The 22,656-nt window shown below is 68.6% G+C and carries 23 protein-coding genes and 1 pseudogene; 16 read left to right on the forward strand and 8 right to left on the reverse strand.

What is annotated here, in order from left to right:
* Window positions 1-87: 87 nt before the first annotated feature.
* Complete coding sequence (locus GNX95_RS43785; RefSeq protein ID WP_281356885.1) at window positions 88-213, reverse strand: hypothetical protein; 126 nt, start codon at window positions 211-213, stop codon at window positions 88-90.
* Between the two features lie 165 nt (window positions 214-378).
* Between GNX95_RS43785 and GNX95_RS42205 the strand changes: the two genes are divergently transcribed.
* The 3 genes and pseudogenes from GNX95_RS42205 to GNX95_RS43090 all read left to right on the forward strand — a co-directional run.
* Window positions 379-1,671: a 13E12 repeat family protein gene (locus GNX95_RS42205; RefSeq protein ID WP_187369609.1), complete on the forward strand. Its 1,293-nt coding sequence runs from the start codon at window positions 379-381 to the stop codon at window positions 1,669-1,671.
* A complete protein-coding gene (locus GNX95_RS09065; RefSeq protein ID WP_163506667.1) occupies window positions 1,668-2,168 on the forward strand; it encodes an HNH endonuclease signature motif containing protein in 501 nt (166 codons plus the stop codon). The genes GNX95_RS42205 and GNX95_RS09065 overlap by 4 nt, the downstream gene beginning before the upstream one ends.
* A gap of 224 nt (window positions 2,169-2,392) precedes the next feature.
* Window positions 2,393-2,881: pseudogene (locus tag GNX95_RS43090) on the forward strand (transposase family protein); the annotation flags it as partial.
* Window positions 2,882-3,095: 214 nt separating this feature from the next.
* On the opposite strand, the gene GNX95_RS09075 reads toward GNX95_RS43090, so the two are convergent.
* Window positions 3,096-4,187 (reverse strand): phospholipase D-like domain-containing protein, encoded by a 1,092-nt coding sequence (locus GNX95_RS09075; protein WP_163506668.1) that lies wholly within the window; start codon window positions 4,185-4,187, stop codon window positions 3,096-3,098.
* Window positions 4,188-4,386: 199 nt separating this feature from the next.
* On the opposite strand from GNX95_RS09075, the gene GNX95_RS09080 reads away from it, so the two are divergent.
* The 6 genes from GNX95_RS09080 to GNX95_RS09105 all read left to right on the forward strand — a co-directional run bounded on the left by GNX95_RS09080 (window position 4,387) and on the right by GNX95_RS09105 (window position 9,553).
* Window positions 4,387-5,292 (forward strand): DMT family transporter, encoded by a 906-nt coding sequence (locus GNX95_RS09080; RefSeq protein WP_246281550.1) that lies wholly within the window; start codon window positions 4,387-4,389, stop codon window positions 5,290-5,292.
* A gap of 32 nt (window positions 5,293-5,324) precedes the next feature.
* A complete protein-coding gene (locus GNX95_RS09085; RefSeq protein ID WP_163506669.1) occupies window positions 5,325-6,179 on the forward strand; it encodes a hypothetical protein in 855 nt (284 codons plus the stop codon).
* The gene (locus tag GNX95_RS09090; RefSeq protein ID WP_163506670.1) at window positions 6,179-7,249 is read left to right on the forward strand and encodes a DNA polymerase ligase N-terminal domain-containing protein; all 1,071 of its coding nucleotides are present in this window, start codon (window positions 6,179-6,181) and stop codon (window positions 7,247-7,249) included. The genes GNX95_RS09085 and GNX95_RS09090 overlap by 1 nt, the downstream gene beginning before the upstream one ends.
* Window positions 7,250-7,316: 67 nt before the next feature.
* Window positions 7,317-7,697 carry a YciI family protein gene (locus GNX95_RS09095; RefSeq protein WP_163506671.1) on the forward strand — a complete coding sequence of 127 codons (381 nt, stop codon included), beginning with the start codon at window positions 7,317-7,319 and terminating at the stop codon, window positions 7,695-7,697.
* The gene (locus tag GNX95_RS09100) at window positions 7,694-8,917 is read left to right on the forward strand and encodes an RNA polymerase sigma factor (protein ID WP_222853472.1); all 1,224 of its coding nucleotides are present in this window, start codon (window positions 7,694-7,696) and stop codon (window positions 8,915-8,917) included. Before GNX95_RS09095 ends, GNX95_RS09100 begins: the two co-directional genes overlap by 4 nt.
* Before the next feature lie 21 nt (window positions 8,918-8,938).
* Window positions 8,939-9,553, forward strand: a complete 615-nt coding sequence (locus GNX95_RS09105) for an alpha-ketoglutarate-dependent dioxygenase AlkB (protein WP_163506672.1) — start codon at window positions 8,939-8,941, stop codon at window positions 9,551-9,553.
* Window positions 9,554-9,565: 12 nt separating this feature from the next.
* On the opposite strand, the gene GNX95_RS09110 is transcribed toward GNX95_RS09105, so the two are convergent.
* Window positions 9,566-10,249, reverse strand: coding sequence for a GNAT family N-acetyltransferase (locus GNX95_RS09110; RefSeq protein WP_163506673.1), 684 nt, complete (start codon window positions 10,247-10,249; stop codon window positions 9,566-9,568).
* Window positions 10,250-10,377: 128 nt separating this feature from the next.
* Here GNX95_RS09110 and GNX95_RS09115 point away from each other — a divergent pair, with 128 nt between their 5' ends.
* Window positions 10,378-10,818, forward strand: a complete 441-nt coding sequence (locus GNX95_RS09115) for an SRPBCC family protein (protein ID WP_163506674.1) — start codon at window positions 10,378-10,380, stop codon at window positions 10,816-10,818.
* Here GNX95_RS09115 and GNX95_RS09120 read toward each other — a convergent pair.
* From GNX95_RS09120 to GNX95_RS09130, 3 genes are read right to left on the reverse strand one after another with little or no spacing between them, the layout of a single operon-like run.
* Window positions 10,805-11,566, reverse strand: a complete 762-nt coding sequence (locus tag GNX95_RS09120) for a hypothetical protein (protein WP_163506675.1) — start codon at window positions 11,564-11,566, stop codon at window positions 10,805-10,807. The two genes, GNX95_RS09115 and GNX95_RS09120, sit on opposite strands and share 14 nt — an antisense overlap.
* A 48-nt stretch (window positions 11,567-11,614) precedes the next feature.
* Window positions 11,615-12,676 (reverse strand): maleylacetate reductase, encoded by a 1,062-nt coding sequence (locus tag GNX95_RS09125; protein ID WP_163506676.1) that lies wholly within the window; start codon window positions 12,674-12,676, stop codon window positions 11,615-11,617.
* On the reverse strand, window positions 12,676-13,632 hold the full coding sequence (locus GNX95_RS09130; RefSeq protein ID WP_163506677.1) for a sugar-binding transcriptional regulator: 957 nt from the start codon (window positions 13,630-13,632) through the stop codon (window positions 12,676-12,678). Before GNX95_RS09130 ends, GNX95_RS09125 begins: the two co-directional genes overlap by 1 nt.
* Window positions 13,633-13,812: 180 nt before the next feature.
* On the opposite strand from GNX95_RS09130, the gene GNX95_RS09135 reads away from it, so the two are divergent.
* The 3 genes from GNX95_RS09135 (at window position 13,813) to GNX95_RS09145 (ending at window position 17,382) form a co-directional block, all read left to right on the forward strand.
* Window positions 13,813-14,877, forward strand: a complete 1,065-nt coding sequence (locus GNX95_RS09135) for an alcohol dehydrogenase catalytic domain-containing protein (protein ID WP_163507937.1) — start codon at window positions 13,813-13,815, stop codon at window positions 14,875-14,877.
* A gap of 60 nt (window positions 14,878-14,937) precedes the next feature.
* A complete protein-coding gene (locus tag GNX95_RS09140; protein WP_163506678.1) occupies window positions 14,938-16,407 on the forward strand; it encodes an FGGY-family carbohydrate kinase in 1,470 nt (489 codons plus the stop codon).
* A gap of 162 nt (window positions 16,408-16,569) precedes the next feature.
* The gene (locus GNX95_RS09145) at window positions 16,570-17,382 is read left to right on the forward strand and encodes an NmrA family NAD(P)-binding protein (protein ID WP_246281635.1); all 813 of its coding nucleotides are present in this window, start codon (window positions 16,570-16,572) and stop codon (window positions 17,380-17,382) included.
* Here GNX95_RS09145 and GNX95_RS09150 read toward each other — a convergent pair.
* Both GNX95_RS09150 and GNX95_RS09155 read right to left on the reverse strand, forming a co-directional pair.
* Window positions 17,372-18,043 (reverse strand): response regulator, encoded by a 672-nt coding sequence (locus tag GNX95_RS09150; RefSeq protein ID WP_163506680.1) that lies wholly within the window; start codon window positions 18,041-18,043, stop codon window positions 17,372-17,374. The two genes, GNX95_RS09145 and GNX95_RS09150, sit on opposite strands and share 11 nt — an antisense overlap.
* Window positions 18,040-19,638, reverse strand: coding sequence for a sensor histidine kinase (locus GNX95_RS09155; RefSeq protein ID WP_246281551.1), 1,599 nt, complete (start codon window positions 19,636-19,638; stop codon window positions 18,040-18,042). The genes GNX95_RS09150 and GNX95_RS09155 overlap by 4 nt, the downstream gene beginning before the upstream one ends.
* A gap of 167 nt (window positions 19,639-19,805) precedes the next feature.
* Between GNX95_RS09155 and GNX95_RS09160 the strand changes: the two genes are divergently transcribed.
* Genes GNX95_RS09160 through GNX95_RS09170 form a run of 3 tightly spaced genes read left to right on the forward strand, consistent with a single transcriptional unit; the run spans window position 19,806 to window position 22,496 of the window.
* Window positions 19,806-20,591 carry an ABC transporter ATP-binding protein gene (locus GNX95_RS09160; protein WP_163506681.1) on the forward strand — a complete coding sequence of 262 codons (786 nt, stop codon included), beginning with the start codon at window positions 19,806-19,808 and terminating at the stop codon, window positions 20,589-20,591.
* Window positions 20,588-21,454, forward strand: coding sequence for an ABC transporter permease (locus GNX95_RS09165; protein ID WP_163506682.1), 867 nt, complete (start codon window positions 20,588-20,590; stop codon window positions 21,452-21,454). Before GNX95_RS09160 ends, GNX95_RS09165 begins: the two co-directional genes overlap by 4 nt.
* 1 nt (window position 21,455) lies before the next feature.
* Window positions 21,456-22,496, forward strand: a complete 1,041-nt coding sequence (locus GNX95_RS09170) for an ABC transporter substrate-binding protein (RefSeq protein WP_246281552.1) — start codon at window positions 21,456-21,458, stop codon at window positions 22,494-22,496.
* The last annotated feature ends 160 nt before the right edge of the window (window positions 22,497-22,656 follow it).

Below are 22,656 nucleotides of genomic sequence, written 5' to 3' on the forward strand. Positions count from 1 at the left end.
GAATATAACGAGATCGGTGTTGAATTGCGGTGTCATGCACTGCGATGTTGACCAGGTGGCTGACGAGGCGTTCGGTCTCCGCTTGGTTCAGAACTCCCCCATGCGGAGGAGGTCACCGAGCTCTTCGGCGGCTTGGTCACGGTGGTCGGTGTCAATGAGCTGGCCGAGGCCGGCTAGCTGGACCACGCCGACCGCACGGCGATCGACGTTCACGCCTGTCCGGCTAAATCGTCCCGTCCACGTGCGGCATAGGCCGAAATTTGACCAGGCGGCCGGGCAGATCGGTGATCCGCCGACGACGGCACTTTCAACTGTTTGCGTGGAAACGACCGGACCCCGGTGTTCGAGGTATTTTCGAACGTCTGTACGATAGGGGTCGTGTTGGTTGAGGAGTTGCCGCAGGTCGCCGGGGGTGCCCCGGCTGGTTCGCGGTTGCTGTTCGACTCGCACGACCTGCCCGATCCCGCGTCGCTGTCGGACGCGGAGATCGTGGATGCGGCGGTTGCCTTTGATCGGGTGGAGTCGGCTGCTGGTGCGCAGAAGTTGGCGATGATGGCGGAGTTGGCGCGGCGTCGGATGGCGGAGGAAGAGCGGCTGACGCTGACGCGTCGGGACGGCAGCCAGTACCGGGAAAGTCTGTCTGATGCTTTGGAGCGGGCGCAGAGTTGGTGTGCTGATGAGTTCGCTGCCGCGTTGCGGCTTACCGCCGGTCAGGCGCGGTGGCGGGTGGATCGGTCGTTGCAGGTCACCGGTACGTATCGGGATGTGTGGGTGGCGCAGGCGGCCGGGGTGATCAATGACTACAAGTCGCAGATCTGTACCGAGGAGCTGGCCGCCGTTGATGACCCGCTGGTCGCGGCGCGGGTGCGGGCGATCGTGCTGCCGAAGGCGGGTGGGTATAACTCGCGGGAGTTGCGGCGGGCGTTGCGGTACGAGATCGACAAAGCCGACCCGCAGGCGGCTAATCGTCGGCATCGGTCGGCGAAGAAGACCCGCAATGTCTCGGTCCGGGCGTTGGATGACGCGATGGGCCTGCTCTGCGCGGTGTTGACCGCCGATGAGGTGGTGCAGGTGATGGCGGTGATCGACGCGTACGCGCGGACCGCCGCACCCGGCGATCCTCGCGGTATTCAGCAGCGCCGCGCGGACGCTCTGGTGGACATCGTGGTCCGCGGCGGCATCGGCCCGATGCCGGGGCTGTCCGAGGATCTGGCCGACCGGCTCAACGACACGATCGGCGACAAGCTCCGCGACACCCTCACCACCCACCCAACCCGCCAACCGACCCGCCAACCGACCCGCCGGCCGAGTCGCCGGCCGAGTCGCCGGCCGAGTCGCCGGCCGACCCGCCGGCCGACCCGCCGGCCGACCCGCCGGCCGACCCGCCGGCCGACCCGCCGGCTGCGCCGAAGCCCGATGCGCAGCCTGATGCGCACACCGATTCCACGGTCGGTGAAGCCGAGCACCGGGATGCGCACCCGGACGCGTGTGACGAGATGTGCGGCCAGCTCTGCGACGGTGAGCGCCGGTTCGCCGCCGAGGAGGACACCCGTCGCGTCGAGGGTCCACCGCCAGCGGGGACCGGCCCGTTGCCGTCGGGTTTTCTGCGGCAGCCGTTGCCGCGTATCGACATCCGCGTCCTGGTCCCGCTGGGCACCCTGCTCGGGTTGACCGGTGACCCTGGCTATCTGCCGGGATTCGGGTCGATCCCTCCGGAGTTGTGCCGCCAGTTGGCCGCGCAGGCGGCGTTCTGGAAAGCCGCCGTGCACGACCCGCAGACCGGACAGCTTGTCGCTCTCGGGGAGCGGCGCTACCGGCCGAGTCCGCAGGTCCGCGAGTTCGTGGAGTTGCGGGACCAGACCTGCCGCAGCCCCGGCTGCGGCCGCATCGCCGAACGGTGCCAGTACGACCACGGCATCCCGTTTGATGCCGGTGGTGAGACGTGCGTGGAGAGCAACGAGATGCTCTGCGCCCACGACCACCAGCGCAAAACCCACTCCAACTGGCACTTCCGCATCGACCCGGACACCGCCGAAACCATCTGGACCACCCCCACCGGCCACACCTACGCCACCCGGCCGCCACCACTGGGCGGTGTCACACCACCGACCGAAAACCGGCCGCCACCACACAAGCAGCCCGGCTACCCCGAAGAGCCGCCATTCTAAGGGGCCTGCTCGACATCCAACCGCGGATGCGAGCTGAGCCTCAACGGCAGCATGCCCGTAGCGGTGAGCTGGCAGGTCCTGCCGAGGTTGACGGCCTCAAAACATTGGCTGAGAGGCCGCGCAAATAGGTGCGGCGTGAGATGTGATCGCGTATCGCTGACGGGATGCGGGCACGGGTCTGTTGATCATGAGGTTGCTGACGCTTGGTGATCATGGAGGACCCTGTGCCCGCTCTGCCATCATGGCTGATGGATCCGTTGTTCGACCAGTTCGCCGCGCTGTTGCCTGTCCGCGAGGTGTGTGACCCGGGTCGTCCGCTGCGGTGTCATCGTCGTCGGATCAGTGGTCGGATCGTGTTCGACAAGCTGGTCCAGGTGGCGCGGTTCGGCTGCCCGTACGAGGGAATCGCCGATACCACCTGTTCGGCCACCACGATCGGCAACCGCTGTGACGAGTGGGTCAAGCTGGGGATTTTCGCCGAGCTCAAGCGTATCGCGCTGGATGCCGTCGACCGTATTGTGGGCCTGGTCTTGGAGGAGAGCTCCGTGGATGGGTGCATCACCAAGGCTCCGGTGGAGGCGAGGTCGCCGGCCCGTCCCCGGTCGACCGGCGCAAAGGGCGGCATGAAACGGTCGCTGATGGTCGAGGGCTACGGCATCCCGTCGGACCGCGTGCTGGCCGGCGCGCACCGCCACGACTCCGCATTGTTGGCGCGCCCACCCTGGACAAACCCGATGAGGTCGTTCGCGGCGCCACCGTCGGGATTACGGCGGATCTTCCTCGACGACCATGTGGACCAGCTCGCCGGGACGATCACGTTCGTTGGTCGGGGACCGGTCGCTAGGCTTTCAGCAGGTTCCCAACGAAAGCGCTTCGCGCTGGCCGGCTATGGCTGCGATCACTCATCGCCTACGACCACCAACCGAGCTAAGCAACCTCGACGGCGCTGTGTGGAAGACCGCGGTAGGTCTCGGTGATCGTGGAGATGTACTCGACGTACGACTCGACCACCTCCGGGATGGTGATCCGCAGCTGGTTCTCCGCGTTTCGCTGTGCGTTGGCCGAGAAGTTGTAGCTGCCGGTCAGGCAAACGCCGTCGGCGACCAGGATCTTGTTGTGCAGGAAGTCGTGTTTGCCGGTAGGTGAGTACGGCGTAGAGAACTTCGGCACCAGCCGCGCGGACAGCTTCGTCCAGTTGGCAAGCTTGCTCGAGCTGTGCGGGCTTTTCCCCCAGCTCTTGGCGATCGGGCCCATCTGGCCGGCGTCGTAGATGCCGCTGACCGGCACACCACGATCGATCGCCGCGCACAACGCGGTGAGCAACGTGTCCGAGGTGATCACCATGGTCGCGATCGCGATCCGCGTTTTGGCGTCGTTGACCGAGGAACACAGCCGCGCGTCGATTTCCCTGCCGTCGCCTGGCGAAAACATCCAACCGATGTCGGTGGTCGAGCCGTCGTCCTCGCCGGTGCCCTTGATCGCGCCGGTCGACCACAGCTGCTCGAAGTCGGTGAGATAGCCGGCCGCGACCTTCGCCGACCAGACGCGCAGGATGTTGTTTTCCTGGTATGTCCAGGCGTCGTCGGTGAAGTTGGCCGATCCAGTCCACACCGCGCTCTTGTCGCGTACGACGTATTTTGAGTGCATCAGCTGCGGATACGCCTTGATGGCCCTGGTGGCGACACCGGTGCCGTCGAACTTCTCGTGGACCCAGTCCTGGGTGCCGACCGGCGCCGGGTCGGCGGCCAGCTCGGCGAAATCCAGTACGCCCGCGGTCGCCGGTTTCCCGGCGTCGAAACCGATCCGGACCTGGACGCCGCGCTTCGCGGCATCGGTGAAGGCACCGACCACGGTCGGCGCCAGCGCGTCGGACAACCGGAAGTCATAGATCGCCAGCTCGATCGAATCCTTGGCAGCGCCGACGAAATCCGCCAGGGCGGCGGCGACCGCGGCCGGCTGTCCAGCACTTCCGCCATGGCTGGCGTCGCGCAGCAGCAGTGTGCTGATTGCGTTTGTCATCCACCGATGGAAGCGCCGACAGCTAGCGACCGACAACCAACACAGCGTGAATGTGTCCGTACGGACGATGTCCATTTCCCTTCTGGAGCAGGAAAAACTCCGATAGCCCCGTAAACGCGGCAATCAGGAGAAACCCGCCAAGTAGACGTCCGAAAACTTCGATGCGCACCGAACGGTCGAGGACATAGCGTGGTCGGACGTGACGATCAACTCCAAAGCGGCGCCGCTGATCGCCGCCGGCGTAACCGTGCTCCTGTGGGCCTCGGCGTTCGTCGGCATCCGTGGTGTCGGCGCGACCTACTCCCCCGGCGCGCTGGCGCTCGGCCGCCTCCTCATCGCCACCGCCATCCTCGGCGTCATGGTGGCGCGACGCGGCTTCGTACGGCCAAGCCGCCGCGCCCTCCTGCTCACCGTGACGTCCGGCCTGCTGTGGTTCTGCGCGTACAACGTGGCGCTGAACGCGGCGGAGCGGCATCTCGACGCCGGTACGGCCGCCATGCTGGTCAACGTCGGACCGGTGGTGCTCGCGGTTTTGGCCGGCATATTCCTGAAAGAGGGCTTTCCGGCCAAGCTGGTGGTCGGCAGCGCGATCGCTCTCGCCGGCGCACTGGTGATCGGCGCGAGCGCCGCCGGCGGCCGGCACGGCGACCTGATCGGCGTCGGCCTCTGCCTGTTCGCGGCCGTCACGTACGCCGGTGGTGTCATCGCGCAGAAGCCGGCGGTCGGCGAGCTGCCGGCGCTGCAGGTGACCTGGATGTGTTGTGCGGTCGCCGCGATCGCCTGCCTGCCGGCGGCGCCGGCGCTGTGGACCGAGACGGTCCAGGCGTCCGGCGGGGCGATCGCCGGCCTGGTCTACCTCGGCGTCTTCCCCACCGCCATCGCGTTCACGACCTGGGCTTATGCGCTCGCGCGTACGGAGGCGGGCAAGCTCGGCGCGACGACCTATCTCGTCCCCATGGTCACCGCGCTGCTGTCGTGGCTGCTGCTCGGCGAGGTGCCGGCACCGCTCGCTCTGGCCGGCGGCGCGCTCTGCCTGGTCGGCGTCGCCGTCACCCGGCTGAAGAGCAAGCCGAAGAAACTCGCCGAGGTCGGCCTGTCCGATTGACGCGGGCGGTCTTCGCGGGCTGACATGGACAGGTGGATCTCGAGACCGTCGTAGACGAGCTGTACGCGCTGCCTCGCGACGAGTTCATCGGAGCGCGCGCCACCGCCGTCAAGCAGGCTCGGCAGGCCGGCGACGAGCTGCTCGCCAAGCGGCTGATGAAGCTGCGCAAGCCGTCGCTGGCCGCCTGGCTGGCCAACCGGCTCGCCCGCGAACATCCGGACGAGGTCGGCGACCTGCTGGACCTCGGCGCCGACCTGCGGCGCGCACACGCCCGGCTGGACGGCCGCCAGCTGCAGCAACTGTCGCGCGAGCGGCACAAGAAGATCCAGCGGCTGCGCGTACTCGCGGTGAAAACCGCCAAAGCCGCCGGCACGTCGGCCAGCGAGACGATCCTGCGCCAGTTGGAGGACAGTCTCACGACCGCGCTCGCGGACGCGGATCTGGCCGAGGAGCTGCGGGCCGGCCGGCTGGAGTCGGCCGGTGCGACGCAGACCGATTGGCCGGCGTCGATGGTCGCGCTCGCTCCGGCCTCGCCGCCGACCAAGCTGCGCACGGCCGCACCGCCGGCGGAGCAGCCGGCGGCGGACCGTGGTCCGACCAAGGAGCAGCGGGATCGGCTGGCCAAGGCCAAAAAGACGGCCGAACACGCCAACACCTCGGTGACTGTCGCGCAGCTGGCGGCGAAGGAGGCGGCGCAGGCCGCCGAGGAGGCGAGCGCCGAGGTCGACCGGCTGCGCAAGGAGCTGCAGGACGCGCGCGAGCGCCAGGCACAGGCCGCGCATGACGCCGACACCGCCCGCCGTACGTTGCGGCAGGCCGAAAAAGCCGCGCAGGCCGCCGAACGTGAGCTGCAGGCGGCCGAGCTCGGCTATCGCGGCGGCCGCTGATGGCGGGCCTGGACGAATACCGGCGCAAGCGCAACGTCGGCCGTACGCCGGAGCCGATCCCGGCCGACGACGCCGCGCTGCCGAAAGGCAACGACGACACGTTCGTCATCCAGGAGCACCACGCGCGGCGGCTGCACTGGGACGTACGGCTGGAACGCGGCGGCGTGCTGGTCTGCTGGGCCGTGCCGCGTGGCCTGCCGCCGGAGCCGGGCACCGTACGGCTGGCCGTACACACCGAGGACCATCCGCTGGAATACGCCACTTTCTCCGGCGAGATCCCGCACGGCGAATACGGTGGCGGCCGGATGTTCATCTGGGACCGCGGCACGTACGAGACGGTGAAGTGGAGCAAAAACGAGGTCTCCGTCGTCTTCCACGGCCAGCGGGTGGAAGGCCGATACGTGTTCTTCAAAGGCGGTCGCGCCGGCCGGGACTGGATGGTGCGCCGGTCCGACCCGCCGCAGGACTCCGACTGGGAGACGTTGCCGGCCAGCCTCGCCGCGATGAAGGCGACCAGAGGCAAGCTGCCGCCGGACGCAGACGAGTGGTCGTACGAGTTTCGCTGGCAGGGACTGCGTGCGCTGGCCCGCGTCGAAGGTGGCCGGCTGGAGCTTTTCGACGAGACCGGCGAGCCGTTGGAGGGTTTTCCCGACGTACGCGCACTCGGCGAGGAGATGGGCAGCACCGAGGTGTGGCTTGACGGCGAGATCGTGGTGCTGCGCAACGGAAAACCCGACCGCAAGGCGTTGGACCGGCGCAAGGCCGAGACCGACGACCGGCGGTCGCGGCAGCTCGCCAAGGACCTGCCGGTGACGTACGTCGTCTATGACGTGCTGCATCTGGACGGCCGCTCCTGTCTGGAGTTGCCGTACGAGCAGCGGCGCGAGCTGCTCGCCGACCTGCCGTTGCGTGGCGGCTGGCAGGCCGCGCCGAGCTTTCCCGGTGCGGCGCAGGCCGTCGTCGACGCGGCCAGGGAGCAGGGGATGCCAGGCGTCGTCGCGAAACGGCTCGACTCGCCCTACCAGCCGGGCAAGCGTACGAAGGCCTGGTTGGAGATCGCGCGGCCATAGGTGTCGAAAACGCCGTGGTGGCTTCGATGTATCAGCGACCGACGACCCCGAGCGAAGGCGGACGACCGTGAAATACCTGCTGCTCATCTACAGCAACCCCAAGGTCTGGGGCCATCCGATGTTTCTCCACCAGGACGAGGAGCTGTCCGACGACGAACGCGCGCGCCGGCTCAAGCAGTTCGGCGAGCTGATGGACGAGATCCACGACAGCGGCGAGCTGGTCACCAGCGGCGCGTTGGCGGCGCCGTCGACGGGCCGTTTCGTCCATCTCGCCGACGATCCGACGGACGGACCGTTCTCCGAGGCGAAAGAGCAGCTGGCCGGCTATTTCGTGGTCGACTGTGACAGCATCGAGCGGGCGACGGAGCTGGCGTCGCGGTTCCCGGACGCGCGGCAGGGTGGAGTGGAGGTACGGCCGATCATGGACGAGGCCGGCATGGAGATGTGACCCCCGCATCCCTGCGCCAGATCGAGGACCTGCTGCGTCAGCTGGCGCCGCGGGTCCTCGGCACGCTGGTCCGGCGCTATGGCGCTTTCGATGCCTGCGAGGACGCGGTCCAGGAGGCTTTGCTGGCCGCCGCGCAGAAATGGAAAGCCGATGGCATCCCGGAAAGTCCGCGCGGCTGGCTGGTGACCGTCGCCGCGCGCCGGCTGACCGACCAGATCCGCAGCGAGGTCGCCCGGCAGCGCCGCGAGGCCGCCGTGGCGCTGATGGAGGACGCCGCTACCCCGGTGCCGTACGACTCCGACGACACCTTGACGCTGCTGTTTCTGTGTTGTCACCCGGCGCTTTCCGCCGCCTCGCAGATCGCGCTGACGTTGCGAGCGGTCGGCGGCCTGACGACCGGCGAGATCGCCCGCGCCTACATGGTGCCGGATTCCACCATGGGTCAGCGGATCAGCCGTGGCAAACAGAAAATCAAGGCGGCCGGCGCGCGTTTCCAGCTGCCGCCGGCGGCCGAGCTGGCCGAGCGGCTGCGGATCGTCCTGCACGTTTTGTACCTGATTTTCAACGAAGGCTACACGGCGACCTCCGGAAAGTCGTTGCACCGTGTCGAACTGACCGCCGAGGCGATCCGGCTGACCCGGGCCGTACGCGCACAGCTTCCGGACGACGGCGAGGTTTCCGGCCTGCTGGCACTGATGTTGCTGACCGACGCGCGACGGCCGGCCCGTACGCGCGCCGACGGCAGCCTCGTGCCACTGGCCGAGCAGGACCGCACTTTGTGGGACTCCGCGGCGATTTCCGAAGGCGTCGCGCTGGTCGAGCGTACGCTCGCGTCCGCGCCGCTAGGCCCGTATCAGCTCCAGGCCGCCATCGCCGCCATCCACGACGAGGCCCCGCGTGCCGAGGACACCGACTGGACGCAGATCGTGGCACTTTACGAGTTGCTGGAACGGATGGCGCCCAACCCGATGGTGCGGCTCAACCACGCCGTCGCGGTGGCGATGGTCTCCGGACCGCGCGCCGGGCTGGAGCTGCTGGCGCCACTGGAGGCCGACAGCCGGCTGGTCGAGCACCACCGCCTCGACGCCGTACGCGCCCACCTGCACGAGATGGCCGGTGACCTCGCCGCCGCGCGGCGGCTCTACGAACAGGCGGCGCGGCGTACGACCAGCATCCCCGAACAGCGCTATCTGGAGTCCAAAGCCGCCGCGATTCCCTAGAACAGGTGTACGATCGTACATATGTTGCAGGCGAGTCTGTTCGACGAGGCGGTGGTCGGCCTTGGGTCGCTGGCCGGCGTACGCCGCACGGCGCTGAGCCGCGGCGCCTGGGTCGACGTGCTGCCGGGCTGGCTGACCGGCGCCGACGTGCTGTTCGAGCGGCTGCTGCGGGACGTGCCGTGGCACGCCGAGCGCCGGCAGATGTACGACAACGTCGTCGACGTGCCGCGGCTGCTGTGCTTCTACCAGGAACGCCAGGATCTCCCCGACCCAGTCCTGGCGCAGGCCCGAGACGTGCTGTCCGAGCACTACGCCGACGAGCTGAAGGAGCCGTTCCGCACGGCCGGCCTGTGTTACTACCGCGACGGCCGGGACAGCGTCGCGTGGCACGGCGACACCATCGGCCGCGGCCGTACGCAGGACACCATGGTCGCGATCGTGTCGGTCGGCGCGCCGCGACAGCTGTTGCTGCGACCGCGCGGCGGCGGCGACATCATCAAGCACGCGCTCGGTCACGGCGACCTGATCGTGATGGGCGGCTCCTGCCAGCGCACCTGGGAACACGCGATCCCGAAGACGGCCAGACCGGTCGGGCCGCGGATCAGCATCCAGTTCCGGCCGCGCGGAGTCCGCTGACGACCGCCGCGGTCAGTCCGGTGCCGTGAGAGCCGTGAACATCGCCTCGCGGCGGCGTTTGAAGCCGAGCGACTCGTAGAGCCGGATCGCCCCCTCGTTGGCCGCCCCGGTGTGCAGAAACGGCACGTCGCCGCGCTCGCGGATCACGTACGCCACCGCGCGCACCAGCCGGCCGGCCAGTCCGCGGCCGCGGTAGGCCGGGTCCGTACACACCGCGCTGATCTCGGTCCATCCCGGCGGCCGCATCCGCTCGCCGGCCATCGCGACCAATGCGCCGTCGATCCGGATGCCGAGATAGGTCCCCAGCTCCACGGTGCGCGGCCGGAACGGGCCCGGCTGCGTACGCTCGACCAGGTCCAGCATCTCCGGCACGTCGTCGACACCGAGCCGGACGGCCTCGGGCGCCGGCTCCGCCTCCATCGCCACGTCGACCAGCTGCACACCGGCGACCTGGCTCAGCTGCCGCCAGCCGTCCGGCACCGACGGCGACACTCCGGCGAGTACGGCCAGGCCGCCGGCGCCGACGAGCGCGGCGAGATCCGGCCAGCCGGACTCGTCGGCCAGCGCGACGAACGGCGACACGTCCGGCCGGAAACGCGCCGCGTGTCCACGCACCTCGGCGCAGGCGGCCTGCGACCCCGTCATCGCCAGCCACGCCGGATTGTCCAACGGATGCGTGTCAACGACCGCGCTCATACGCCACCTTTCGTCGGTCCGTAAACCATCCAACCCGGCCGGACCGGTTCACAGTCCCGACTGTCGGCTGAGCCACAGTGATCTCTGGCAGACTGCGGGAAACACACCGTACGCGGAAGGTGACGACAATGCCGAAGGCTTATTCCAGCGCGGTCATCCCGGCCCCGGTCGAGGCGGTCTGGGACCTGGTCAGCGACTTCAACGGCCTGCCGAGCTGGCATCCGGCGATCACCGACAGCAAGCTGACCGCCGGCGCCAGCGCGGCCGAGATCGGCGCCGTACGCGACCTGACCCTCGGCGACGGCGGCCGTGTCGTCGAGCGGCTGGTGTCGCTGGACAACGACGAGCACACCTACTCGTACGTTTTCGTCGAGAGTCCGTTTCCGGTGCGCAGCTATTACTCCACGATCCGGCTCGCGCCGGTGACCGCCGGCGACCAGACCTTCGCCGAGTGGACCGGGTTGTACGACTCGGAGGCCGCCGACGAGGAGGCGATGACCAGCCTGTTCGCCAACGGTGTCTACGCCGCGGGCCTCGCCGCCCTGGTGAAGCATTTCACCAACGGCTGACCCGGCCACGCTTTCGCCGGCGGAAAAGCCGTCGATAGAGCGGCTCGCCGTCGTAGTAAGTGTCGCCGGCGACCATGAAGGCGACCGCGATGCCGCCGGCGAACAGCGTGAACGCCATCCGCCAGAACCAGTCCCAAAAGCCGTAGCCGGCGCCGAGCACCACGTCCGGGATCCAGCTCAACACCAGGCCGAGGAAAATCCAGCCGACCACGCGAAAACCCAGCGGACCGAACAGGCTGCCGAGCGCGCCGCCGCCGACCACGACCCACAGCAACAGGCCGGCACCGAGCCAGCCGACCAGCAGCGTCCACACCAGCGCCGTGGACGCCGGCGCCTGGAAGGACTGCTCGTGACCGGCCGCGCTCACTCGTACGATCGCACCTTGCCACACCCGAAGTCTCGCCGCGTCACCGGATTTCACCGCATCGTAGAAGCCAAAGTCGACCTCCTTGGTCTCGGTCGTCCCGGAAACCCGGCGGATGGTCACCTCGTAATGCGTGACCGGCGGATCCGGCGGATCGGTCGCGCTGCCACCACCGCCACCGGTCTCGTACGTGTCCTTGTCGACAATGCGGCCGGCCTCGAAGCCGAGGCAGCCGGCTTTCTCCGATCCGGCGGCGCAGTCCGGCGCTCGCCGATAGGCCAGCACGCCTTGCACCGGACCACGGGACAGCTGAACGCTGACCGCGATCGCGATCGCCACGATTCCGAGCAACAGAGCCACAACGCGTACGACGGCAACGCGCACAACACCATCCCATCGGCCCGTAGGCTGCCCCGCGGACAGCATACGAGGTCAGGGCAAGGCGGTGCCGTCGTACGCGTGGCCGATGATCGTGCGCAGGCCGGCCTCGGTCACCGGCCGCACGTTGTCGCTGAAGTCCTTTTCCAGCAACAACTTCACCGCCGCGTCCACATCACGCAGGCCGATCTCGCGCAGGCTCCGCGGTGTGCCGAGACGCCGTGTCAGCTCCTGTAATCCGCGCGGTGCCGACGAAACCTCGAGCGCGGCGGCGATCCGGCGCATCACCTCCGGCGCGGCCGGCTCGTTGAAGGCCACCACGTACGGCAGCACGATCGTGTGCGTTTGCGCATGTGGCAGGCCAAAACTGCCACCGAGCAGGTGGCAGATCCGGTGGTGCAGGCCGGATCCGGTGACCGCGAAGGCGGCCCCGGCCAGATAGGCGCCATAGAGTGCGTCCGTACGCGCCTCCACGTCGTCGCCATTCGCGACGACAGCGGGCAAACTCCGGCCGAGCGCGCGGATGCCTTCCTCCGCAAGCAATCCGGCGACCGGACTGGTGGCCGGCACCCACAGCGCCTCGACGCAGTGCGCGATGGCGTTGACGCCGCTCGGTGCGCTGATCGTTGCCGGCAAAGACAAAGTCAACAACGGATCATAGACAACGGTGGCTGGCAACACGTTCGGGTCGCGGCCAGTGGTTTTCCGGCCGCCTTCGGTCAACCCCCAGACCGGTGTCATCTCCGAGCCGGCGTACGTCGTCGGCACCGCGACGATCGGCACCGGCCGGTCGAGCGCGATCGCTTTGGCGGCGCCGATCGCCGAGCCGCCACCGATGCACAGCAGGCAGTCGACGTCGAGTTCTTCGGCGCGGTCGCGGGCGGCGGTGGCCACCTCGATCGGCACGTGCTGGCCGATGCCGCTGAACACACCTGCCAGCCGGTCGCCAAGTGGTGCGACGAGTTCGTCGACAAGGGCGCGGTCGCGGTTGGACGCGATGACGAGTACGCGCTCGCCATCGAGCCGCTTGGTCTCGGCGGCCAACGCCGTGCGTGCTTTGCCTGCACCGAAAACGACTCGGCCCGGCAGCGCGTCGTAGCTGAAATCTGCCGGCATCAGGCACCAGCCGCGATGACGGCGGCCGCGGTCGGCGGATCGGTGACCAGCTGGTTGAAATAGCCGGCGCGCGCACCGGCGATCAGGCCGCCGACCTTCTCCTCCCCCACCGCCAACGCGATGCTGGCCGGGATCCGGCGTAACAGCTCCAGGCTGGTCGCCATCAGCCGTTCGCTGCCGGGAAAAGGCACGTCCTCGCCGGCGCGATCGTAGAAACGCGAACAAATGTCGCCGACCGCCTCGCTCACCGCGTCGATCGGCACGAACTTCGGCAGCGCGCGGTTGGTGGTGGGCGGCGCGCCGACGCCGAGCAGTGCGCATTTGGCTCTGCTCCACAGCTCCAGTACGCCTTTGATCGACGGGTCCTCCAGCAGCCGCTCATGCAGCTCGGGACCGGGAAGTGCCGGCGCGTACAGAAAACTCGGCGTGCCGCCGACCTTGGCGGCGACCATCCTGGTGATCTCGTTGGTCTGATACCACGCTTCCGGCTCGTCCTGGCCGCCGACCGTCGGCGCCACCCGCACGCCGGACAACGACGGCAGTCCGCTTTGCGCGACCTCGAAAACCGTACGACCGGAGGAGACAAGCACGCTGTCGCCGGCCGCCAACCCCAGGTTTGCCAGCACCGCGGCCAAAACCGGCGCGAGCACGGTGCCGAGCGCACCTTCGGCGCTGAACGGCGACAGGTGGACGGCGTCGATCCCCAGCACGGACGCGGCCTCGGCGGCCAGCTCCGCCGTGCTGACCGCGACCGGCTCGACGACCTCGATGCGGACGATCCCCTGCCGGCGCGCTTCCGACAGCAGCCGGCTGACCGTCGCGCGGCTGGTCCCCAATCGCTCGGCGATCTCGGCCTGGGTGGCGTCGGCCAGATAGTAGAGCTGCGCGGCCGCGTACATCTGCTGCGGAGAGAAGCGCGGGACAGCCGCGACGGACTGGCCAGCACCCTCAGGCATGGGTCCCAGCGTAGCCACCGGCCACTCCCTTTCCGCAGGCAAACCGCGGTCCGCTCAGGTGAACATTCGTTCTGGACATCGGTTCCCCCTCTGTTTATAGTGAGCCCCGCCACAAAGCAACCCCAGACCCGGACAGACCGGCTTCAAGGAGGCGTGGTGCCGAGAAATGCGACCGAGTCCATGCAGGCCGTGGTCTGCCACGGACCTCGCGACTACCGGCTGCAGGAGGTGCGGCGTCCGAGCATCGGACCCGGCGAGGCGCTGGTACGCGTCGAGGCGGTCGGCATCTGCGCGAGCGACCTGAAGTGCTATCACGGCGCGGCCAAGTTCTGGGGTGACGACAATCGGCCGGCATGGGCCGAAACCGAGGTCATCCCCGGCCACGAGTTCGTCGGCGAGGTGGTCGACATCGATGACGCCGCCGCGAGGAAATGGGGGGTCGACGTCGGCGATCGCGTTGTTTCCGAGCAAATCGTGCCGTGCTGGCAGTGTCGCTATTGCCGGCGCGGCCAGTACTGGATGTGCGCACCACACGACATCTATGGCTTCAAGAGGCGTACGCCCGGCGCCATGGCCTCGTACATGATCTATCCGGCCGGCGCTCTGGTGCACCGTGTGTCCAAAGACCTGCCGCCGGCCCACGCGGCCTTCACCGAGCCACTTTCCTGTTCCGTGCACGCGGTCGAACGCGCCGACATCCATTTCGAGGATGTCGTGGTGATCGCCGGCTGCGGTCCGATCGGACTCGGCATGGTGGCCGCCGCAGCGGCGAAAAACCCGGCGCACGTCATCGCGTTGGACGTGGCGCCGGCGAAACTCGAGCTGGCCCGGCTGTGCGGCGCGGATCTGACCGTCAACATCGCCGAGAACGACCCCGGCGAGCTGGTCCGCGACCTCACCGAAGGCTATGGCGCGGACGTCTATATCGACGGCACCGGCCATCCGTCCGCCGTGCCGCAGGGCCTCAACCTGCTCCGCAAGCTCGGCACTTTCGTGGAATACAGCGTGTTCCGCGAGCCGGTGACGGTCGACTGGAGCATCATCAGCGACGACAAGGAGCTGGACGTACGCGGCGCGCACCTCGGACCGTACTCGTGGCCGTCGGCCATCCGGATGATCGAGTCGGGCCGGCTGCCGATGGACCGGATCTGCACGCACCAGCTGCCGGTCGAGCGGTTCCAGGAGGGGCTGGACCTGGTCGCCGACGGCGGCAGCTCCATCAAGGTCTCCCTCATCCCGGCCTGACGACGGCGACGAATCGCCGGAACATCCGGAAAACTCGGCCGGATGCCTATACTCCGGCTGATGACGGAGCTGCTTCTCGGCGTTGACATCGGCACGGCCAGCAGCAAGGCCGTGCTGGCGACGCCGGACGGCCAGCTCGTCGCGACCGCCAGCCGGCCGCACGAGCTGAGCCTGCCGCGGCCGGGATGGGCCGAGGCGGACGCGGAAAACCTCTGGTGGGGCGACGTTGTCGCGCTGTGCCGGGAGTTGGCCACCGACGCGGTCGCCGGCGTCTGTGTCAGCGGCGTCGGTCCGTGCCTGCTTCCCTGTGACGGCAACGACAATCCGCTGCGGCCGGCGATCCTCTACGGCATCGACACGCGCGCGACCGAGGAAATCCGTGAGCAGACTGAAAAGTACGGACCACGGCGGCTGCGGGAGCGGTGCGGCAAGACGCCGTCCAGCCAGTCCGTCGGGCCGAAGATCGCCTGGCTGCGCCGGCATGAGCCGCAGGTGTGGGAAAAGACCCGCAGGTGGCACAATTCGCACTCGTACGCGGTCGCGAAGCTCACCGGCGAATACGTGCTGGATTTCCACACGGCCAGCCAGTGCGATCCGCTTTTCGACATCCAGGCCGGCGAGTGGACCGCGGACTGGTCTGCCGACATCTGCGGCGACACGCCGTTGCCCCGGCTTGCCTGGCCGGCCGACATCGTCGGCACGGTGACCGCCGAGGCCGCCGCCGAAACCGGTCTGCGGCAAGGGATCCCGGTCTGCGCCGGCACCGTCGACGCGACCGCAGAGGCGTTCAGTGTCGGCGTACGCCAGCCTGGCGACCTGATGGTGATGTACGGCTCGACGATGTTTCTCTTGCAGGTCACCGACAAACTCGCCGCGAGTCCGCCGCTGTGGTCGACCGTGGGCGCCGAGCCAGGCTCCTTCCAACTCGCCGGCGGCATGGCCACGTCCGGCAGCCTCACCGCGTGGCTGCGCCAGCTGACCGGAGACACACCGTTCGCCGACCTGGTACGCGAAGCGGCCGCGACACCACCCGGCGCCGACGGCCTGCTGGTGCTGCCGTACTTCGCCGGCGAACGCACACCTCATTTCGACCCGAAGGCGCGCGGCGTCATCGCCGGTCTTACCCTGCGTCACACACGCGGTCATCTTTATCGCGCCGCGTACGAGGGAATCGCCTACGGCATCCGGCAGATCATCGCGCTTTTCGACCGCCCCGGCCGGATCGTCGCCGTCGGCGGCGGCACCCAGGGTGGCCTGTGGACGCAGGTCGTCAGCGATGTCATCGGACAGCCGCAACTCGTGCCGCGGCAGGCGATCGGGGCGAGCTACGGCGATGCGCTGCTGGCCGCGATCGGCACCGGCCTGACCGCGTCAGCCACCGACTGGACCACCATCGACCGCACCATCCACCCCGATCCGGCCACCGCCGGCACGTACGACGAGCTCTACCAGGCCTTCACCGAGCTCTATCCGGCCACCCGGGGGCAGGTGCACGCGCTGGCCGACTTTCAAAACCGGCAGCACTTGTGAAGGGGTTGTGAAAGGCGTCGGACACTAGCGTCGAGGCGACCTCGACGGAAAGGCTCACCATGCGCGGCACCCGCATCACGCTCCGCTAACACCTCGCCACTGTCACACCCGGTCCGTACGCTCGTCGGCGAAGACCGACCGAAGGAGCGCGCGTTGATCCTGGTGACCGGAGCAGGTGGCGCCGTCGGTGGGGCGCTGGCCGCCGAGTTGGCCGCGGCCGGCCAGAGGACCCGCCTCGCCTTCCACAGCCAGCGAGGCGACGGCGTGACGATCGACTTCGCCCGGCCGGATACACTCGCGCCGGCGGTGGACGGCGTCGAGTCGGTCTTCCTGCTGAGCGTCAGCGGCCCGACGCAGGCCGACCACGAGGGCAACCTGGTCTCCGCGGCCGCGCGGGCAGGCGTACGGCGGATCGTCAAGCTGTCCGCGTGGCGCGCGCCGGAGGAGCTGACCCCGATCGGCCGCTTCCACCACGCCGCCGAGCAGCGCGTCCGCGACTCCGGCCTGGCGTGGACGTTCCTGCGTCCCAATTTCTACATGCAAAACTTCACGCGCCAGCTCGCCGGCGCGATCCGCCGCACCGACGCGTTCGCACTGCCGGCCAGCACGGCGGCGATCAGTTTCGTCGACACGCGGGACATCGCCGCGGTGGCCGCGCGAGTCCTGGTGGAGCCGCGCCACGAGGGACGCGCGTACGACATCACCGGCCCGGCCGCGCTCACCTATGCGGAGGTCGCCGACGTTTTCTCCGCCACGCTTGGCCGTCGCATCGAGTTCCACGGCCAGACCGACGACGAGGCACGTGCCGCCATGCTCGCCCGTGGAACGCCGGCCGACACGTTGTTGGCTGTTTATCGCGCCTATCGCGACGGTGGCGCCGAACAGGTCAGCACCGTCGTACGCGACCTCACCGGCCGCGACCCGATCAGCTTCGGTCAGTTCGTCCACGACCACCGAGCCGTCTTCAGCCGTTGACCGGGTCACCGACCCAGCTGTACTCGTGCTCCGGCCGGCCGGTGGCGCCATAGCGCAACCCCACCTGCGCCGCGCCGGTTTCGGTGAGTACGCCGAGATAGCGCTGCGCCGTCGCGCGCGCGATCCCCAGCTCATTGGCGATCTCCACCGCCGAACGCGGTTCGCCGGCCTTGCGCAACAGGTCGACCACCAGCTTCGCGGTCACCGGCGACTGTCCTTTCGGCGCCGGCGCACGGTCGTTGTCGTGCAACGCGCGGACGGCACGGTCCACGTCGTCCTGCCGCAGCAGGTCGTTTTTCTCCAGCAGCGCGCGATAACGCGCGTACGCGGTGAGCCGCGCGGTGAGCTGGCCGGCGGTGAACGGCTTGACCAGATAGTTCAGCGCGCCGGCCCGCAGTGCCTGGCGTACGGACCGCGGATCGTTGGCAGCACTGAGAATGATCGCGTCGACGTCCAGGTCCGCCAACACGCGCAACCCCGACTCGTCCGGCAGATAGACGTCCAGCAGCACGAGATCTGGCCGCAGCTCGGCGATTCTCGTACGCGCCTGCGCGCCGGAACGTGCCGTGCCGGCGACCGAGAATCCGGGGATCGCGGCGACGAAACCGGCGTGCACGGTGGCGACCCGGAAGTCGTCGTCGACCACCAAAACCTCGATCATCCGTGCTCCTTTCCGCCTGATGCCTCCACATCCAGCACACCTGGCAACTCCGCGACGAATACCGCGCCGTGGTCGGCCCCGGACGCTTCGGCCAGCCGTACGTGACCGTCCAGCGCCTCGGCAGCCTGCCGGGCGAGCGCCAGTCCGAGGCCGTGCCCGTCGCCATCCTTTGTGGACACACCTTCCGCGAAGACGGTCGTCCGCAAGGAATCCGGCACACCGTCACCGGAGTCCACAATGGACACGTGCAGCGCGTCGCGGTCGTCGAGCACGGTCACCTCGACCGTCGGTGGCGTCCGCTTTCCGAGCCGTGCGGCGCGGATCGCGTTGTCCACGAGGTTGCCGACGACGGTCGTGACCGGCATCGGATCGCGGACTCGGCCGCTGACCCAGCTGTCCGGCGCGAGCCGCAGCACGACGCCGGCCTCCCGCGCCACCGCCGTTTTCGCGGCCACGAACGAGCGCAGGTACGGGTCGGTGAGGCCGGCCGGTGCCTCGACCGACTCGCCGGCGAGCAACTGCAGGTATTCGACAGCCTCGTCGTAATGACCGAGCTGCATCAATCCGGACAAGGTGTGCAACCGGTTGGCCGTCTCGTGCCGCTGCGCACGCAGGCCGTCGGTCAGCGCGCGTACGGCGTCGAGCTCGTTGGTCAGCGACTCCACCTCGGTCTGATCACGCAATGTCACGACGACACCGAGCCGCAGCTCGCCGCGGCGCACCTCTCGCACGTTGGCCACCAGCCGGCGAGAGCCAACTGTCGTGATCAGGTTGTCGACCCGGCGGCCGTGCAGCACCGCCTTGCGCAACCGCTGTGGCAGCCGTACGTCTGCCGGATCCAGGCCGTGCAGGTCGAGCAGTCGGTCAGCTTCCGAGTTGTACATGGAAACCCGGTTGTCCTTGTCGACCGCGAGCACGCCTTCGTCGATGCCGTGCAGCACAGCCTCGCGGTCGGTCAGCATCTCGGCCAGCTCGTACGGCTCAAGACCGAGCGTCAGCCGGCGCAACCGACGGGTCAGCAACGCCGAGGCCGCCACCCCGAGCAGCAGCGCGCCGCCGGCGAACGGGGACATCACAACGAGTAACCGGGTGAACTGCTCGGACACGTCCTCGACCTCGAAGCCGACGCTCACCTCGCCGACCACGCGGCCCTGCCAGCGCACCGGCGTCTTGCTGCGTACCGACAGGCCGAGCGTGCCGTTCTGCACGGAGCTCACCACGTCGTGGCCGGCCAGCGCCTCCGACGGGTCGGTGCTGACCGGCCGGCCGATCTCGCCGACGTTCGGATGCGCCAGCCGGATGCCGCGATCGTCAGTGATGACAACGAAAAGCGCGCCGGTGGCCAGCCGCGACTGCTCGGCGCGCTGCTGCACGATGCCACCAGGTTGGCGCTCCGCGACCGCGGCGGCGACGGACGGATCGGCGGCCACCGTGTGCGCGACCGACAACGCGCGCTGGCCGAACTGGTCGGTCAGCTGGTGGCGCATCATCCACGCGACGAGCGCGAACCCGACGCCGAGCAACAGCACGACCACCGCCACCTGCAGGATCAGGATCTGCCAGGTGAACCGCATCGGACGCCGGTGAGCTGCCATGACGGCCAGACCGTACCGCCTCGGCCGGCCGCTGCACAGTGCCGAGCAAAAGGCGCAGAACGCGGGAAACGTGCGACGGCTTCGGTTTACGCGCACAAGGTGGGATCGGCCGGTGACCGCGCGTACGGTCCGGCCAGATGTGACCCCGATCATGTGGTGAGGGAGCCATGATCATCCTGACAGAAGCGACAAAACGCTTTCCGACGGCCAGCGGTGGCGTGCACACGGCGGTGCGTGACCTGACGCTGACCGTGCGGTCCGGCGAGTTCGTCGCCGTCGTCGGTCCGACCGGCTGCGGCAAGTCGACCATGCTGTCGCTGATCTCCGGCCTGGAGCCGGCGTCGGCCGGCCGCGTGCTGGTCCGAGACGAGCCGGTGCGCGGCATCCCGGACGGCGTCGGCTACATGTTCCAGAACGACGCGGTGATGCCGTGGCGTACGGTGCTCGACAACGTCGCGGCCGGCCCCCGTTATCGTGGCGAGGCAAGGAAACCCGCGCGAGAGAAGGCCCGCGACTGGATCGACCGGGTGGGCCTGGCCGGCTTCGAGGGCTACTATCCGCACCAGTTGTCCGGTGGCATGCGAAAACGTGTCGCGCTGGCGCAGACGTTGGTCACCAGTCCGGAAATCCTGCTGATGGATGAGCCGTTCAGCGCGCTGGACGTACAGACGCGCAGCCTGATGCAGGACGAGCTGCTGCGGCTCTGGTCCGGTACGTCTGCGGCGGTCGTCTTTGTCACGCACGATCTGGAAGAAGCGATCGCGCTCGCCGACCGAGTGGTGGTGATGACCGCGAGTCCGGCGACCGTCAAGGCGGTGTTCGACGTGCCGCTGCAGCGTCCGCGAGCCGTCGAGGAGCTGCGGCTGACCGAGGAGTTTCTGCGTATCCACCGGGAAGTCTGGCGGTCACTGCGCGAAGAGGTCGAGACGAGCCGGAACAGGAGCGCGGCATGACGACCTCGACGGCCTCCCCCACCCTGCGTACGGTCGACGGCGAGAAAAACGTCCTGCTGGCCGCGCGCCGGCGGCGGCTGTTCACCACCTGGGCCACCCGGATCGGCATCATCGTGGTCTGGCTGGCCGCCTGGGAGGCGACGGCCACCTGGTGGATCGACCCGTTCTTCTATTCCAAGCCGTCGGCGATCGCGCGGCGGCTGTACGAATGGTTCACCATCGGCACCGACTTCGGCTCGATCTGGCTGCAGATCGGCATTTTCCTGGAGGAAGCCGTCATCGGCTTCGTCATCGGCGCGGTCGCCGGCGTCCTGCTCGGCGTGGTGCTCGGCCGCAGCCAATACCTGGCCGACGTGCTCTCGCCTTTCATCAAGGCCGCGAACGCCGTTCCCCGTATCGTCCTGGCCTCGTTGTTCATCATCTGGTTCGGCCTCGGCCTGTCGTCCAAGGTCGCGACCGTGGTCGTACTCGTGTTCTTCGCGGTGTTCTTCAACGCGTTCACCGGAGCGCGCGAGGTCGACCGCAACCTGATCAACAACGCCCGCATTCTCGGCGCCAGCAGGTTGCAGATCCTGACCACCATCGTGCTGCCGAGCGCCACCTCGTGGATCCTTTCCTCGCTGCACACGGCTTTCGGCTTCGCGCTGATCGGCGCGGTCGTCGGTGAGTACGCCGGCGCCGAGAAAGGCGTCGGCCTGCTGATCGCCAACGCGCAGGGGACGTTCGACTCCGCCGGCATCTACGCGGCGATGATCATCATCACGGTGATCGCGCTGGTCGCCGAATGGGGAATCGGCTGGCTGGAGAGCCGGCTGCTGCGCTGGCGGCCGTCGATGGTCACCAACCCGGCCGCGGGGATCTGACATGCGACGCATGCTCATCGCGATTTTCCTTGCCATCACAGTGATAACCGGCGCGACCGCGTGTCGCGACTCGCGTGTCGTGCCGGTCGGCGCCGACGGCAAGCCGCGGATCGCCATCATGGTCGGCGGTCTGGAGAAGGTCATCTACCTGCCGGCCATGCTGACCGAGCGGCTCGGTGGCTTCCGTGCGCAGGGACTGGACGTGAAGCTGCTGAGCCAGCCGTCCGGCGCCAACGCCGAGACCGCGTTGCTGTCCGGCGACGTACAAGGCGTGGTCGGGTTCTACGACCACACGATCGACCTGCAGGCCAAGGACCAGTGCATCACCAGCGTCGTCCAGTTTGCCGACGTACCAGGCGAAGTCGAGGTGGTCGCCGCCGGCAAGGCCGACCGGATCAGGACCCCGGCCGACTTTCGCGGCCGCAAGCTCGGCATCACCTCGCTCGGCTCGTCCACCGACTTTCTCACCAAGGCGTTGGCTTCCAAGGCCGGGGTCGGCGTCGACGACTACACGCCGGTCAAGGTCGGCGCCGGCCAGACGTTCATCGCCAGCATGAAAAGTGGCGGCATCGACGCCGGCATGACCACCGACCCGACCGTCGCGCAGCTGACCACCAGCGGCCAGGGCAAAATCATGCTCGACCTGCGTACGGAGGCCGGCACGCGCGCCGCCCTCGGCGGGCTCTATCCGGCGACCGCGTTGTACATGAAATGCGAGATCGTGCAGCGATATCCCGACGCCGTACAGAAACTGGCCAACGCGTTCGTCGCCACGCTGCGCTGGATCAAGTCGCACACCGCCGAGCAGATCGCCGCGGCCATGCCGCCGTCGTACGCGGCCGGCGGCAAGGCGTTGTACGTCAAGGCGATCCGCGACAGCATCGGGATGTTCAACGCCGACGGCCGGATGGACCCCGCCGGAGCGCGGAACGTGCTGCGGATCCTCGGTGGTTTCTCGGTGAACGTGAAGCCGCGCAAGGACGAGATCGACCTGTCGAGGACCTACACGACGGCCTTCGTCGACAGGGTCCCGAAAGCCTGAGAGCGCGTCTGGAAACTGTGGTGGCCAGACGCCCTCTTTACCTCGCAGGTTGCTGCCATCGGGGAGGGGTCCCGGCGGTTTGGACCTAACGTCTGCGACGGGTCCCGGCGCGGCAGTGCCGCCGCGCCGGGGACGCGGTGTGCGACGCGGACGTTGGGAG

Origin of the sequence: Fodinicola acaciae (assembly GCF_010993745.1) — a bacterium.
Classification (GTDB): Bacteria; Actinomycetota; Actinomycetes; order Mycobacteriales; family HKI-0501; genus Fodinicola; species Fodinicola acaciae.

Bases quoted from the DNA above. Each gene is read 5' to 3' on its own strand.
- GNX95_RS09075 (WP_163506668.1), bottom strand. From the start codon at position 4,187: ATGACAAACGCAATCAGCACACTGCTGCTGCGCGACGCCAGCCATGGC.
- GNX95_RS09090 (WP_163506670.1), top strand. From the start codon at position 6,179: ATGGCGGGCCTGGACGAATACCGGCGCAAGCGCAACGTCGGCCGTACG.
- GNX95_RS09105 (WP_163506672.1), top strand. From the start codon at position 8,939: ATGTTGCAGGCGAGTCTGTTCGACGAGGCGGTGGTCGGCCTTGGGTCG.
- GNX95_RS09110 (WP_163506673.1), bottom strand. From the start codon at position 10,249: ATGAGCGCGGTCGTTGACACGCATCCGTTGGACAATCCGGCGTGGCTG.
- GNX95_RS09115 (WP_163506674.1), top strand. From the start codon at position 10,378: ATGCCGAAGGCTTATTCCAGCGCGGTCATCCCGGCCCCGGTCGAGGCG.
- GNX95_RS09125 (WP_163506676.1), bottom strand. From the start codon at position 12,676: ATGCCGGCAGATTTCAGCTACGACGCGCTGCCGGGCCGAGTCGTTTTC.
- GNX95_RS09130 (WP_163506677.1), bottom strand. From the start codon at position 13,632: ATGCCTGAGGGTGCTGGCCAGTCCGTCGCGGCTGTCCCGCGCTTCTCT.
- GNX95_RS09135 (WP_163507937.1), top strand. From the start codon at position 13,813: ATGCAGGCCGTGGTCTGCCACGGACCTCGCGACTACCGGCTGCAGGAG.
- GNX95_RS09140 (WP_163506678.1), top strand. From the start codon at position 14,938: ATGACGGAGCTGCTTCTCGGCGTTGACATCGGCACGGCCAGCAGCAAG.
- GNX95_RS09150 (WP_163506680.1), bottom strand. From the start codon at position 18,043: ATGATCGAGGTTTTGGTGGTCGACGACGACTTCCGGGTCGCCACCGTG.
- GNX95_RS09155 (WP_246281551.1), bottom strand. From the start codon at position 19,638: ATGGCAGCTCACCGGCGTCCGATGCGGTTCACCTGGCAGATCCTGATC.
- GNX95_RS09160 (WP_163506681.1), top strand. From the start codon at position 19,806: ATGATCATCCTGACAGAAGCGACAAAACGCTTTCCGACGGCCAGCGGT.
- GNX95_RS09165 (WP_163506682.1), top strand. From the start codon at position 20,588: ATGACGACCTCGACGGCCTCCCCCACCCTGCGTACGGTCGACGGCGAG.
- GNX95_RS09170 (WP_246281552.1), top strand. From the start codon at position 21,456: ATGCGACGCATGCTCATCGCGATTTTCCTTGCCATCACAGTGATAACC.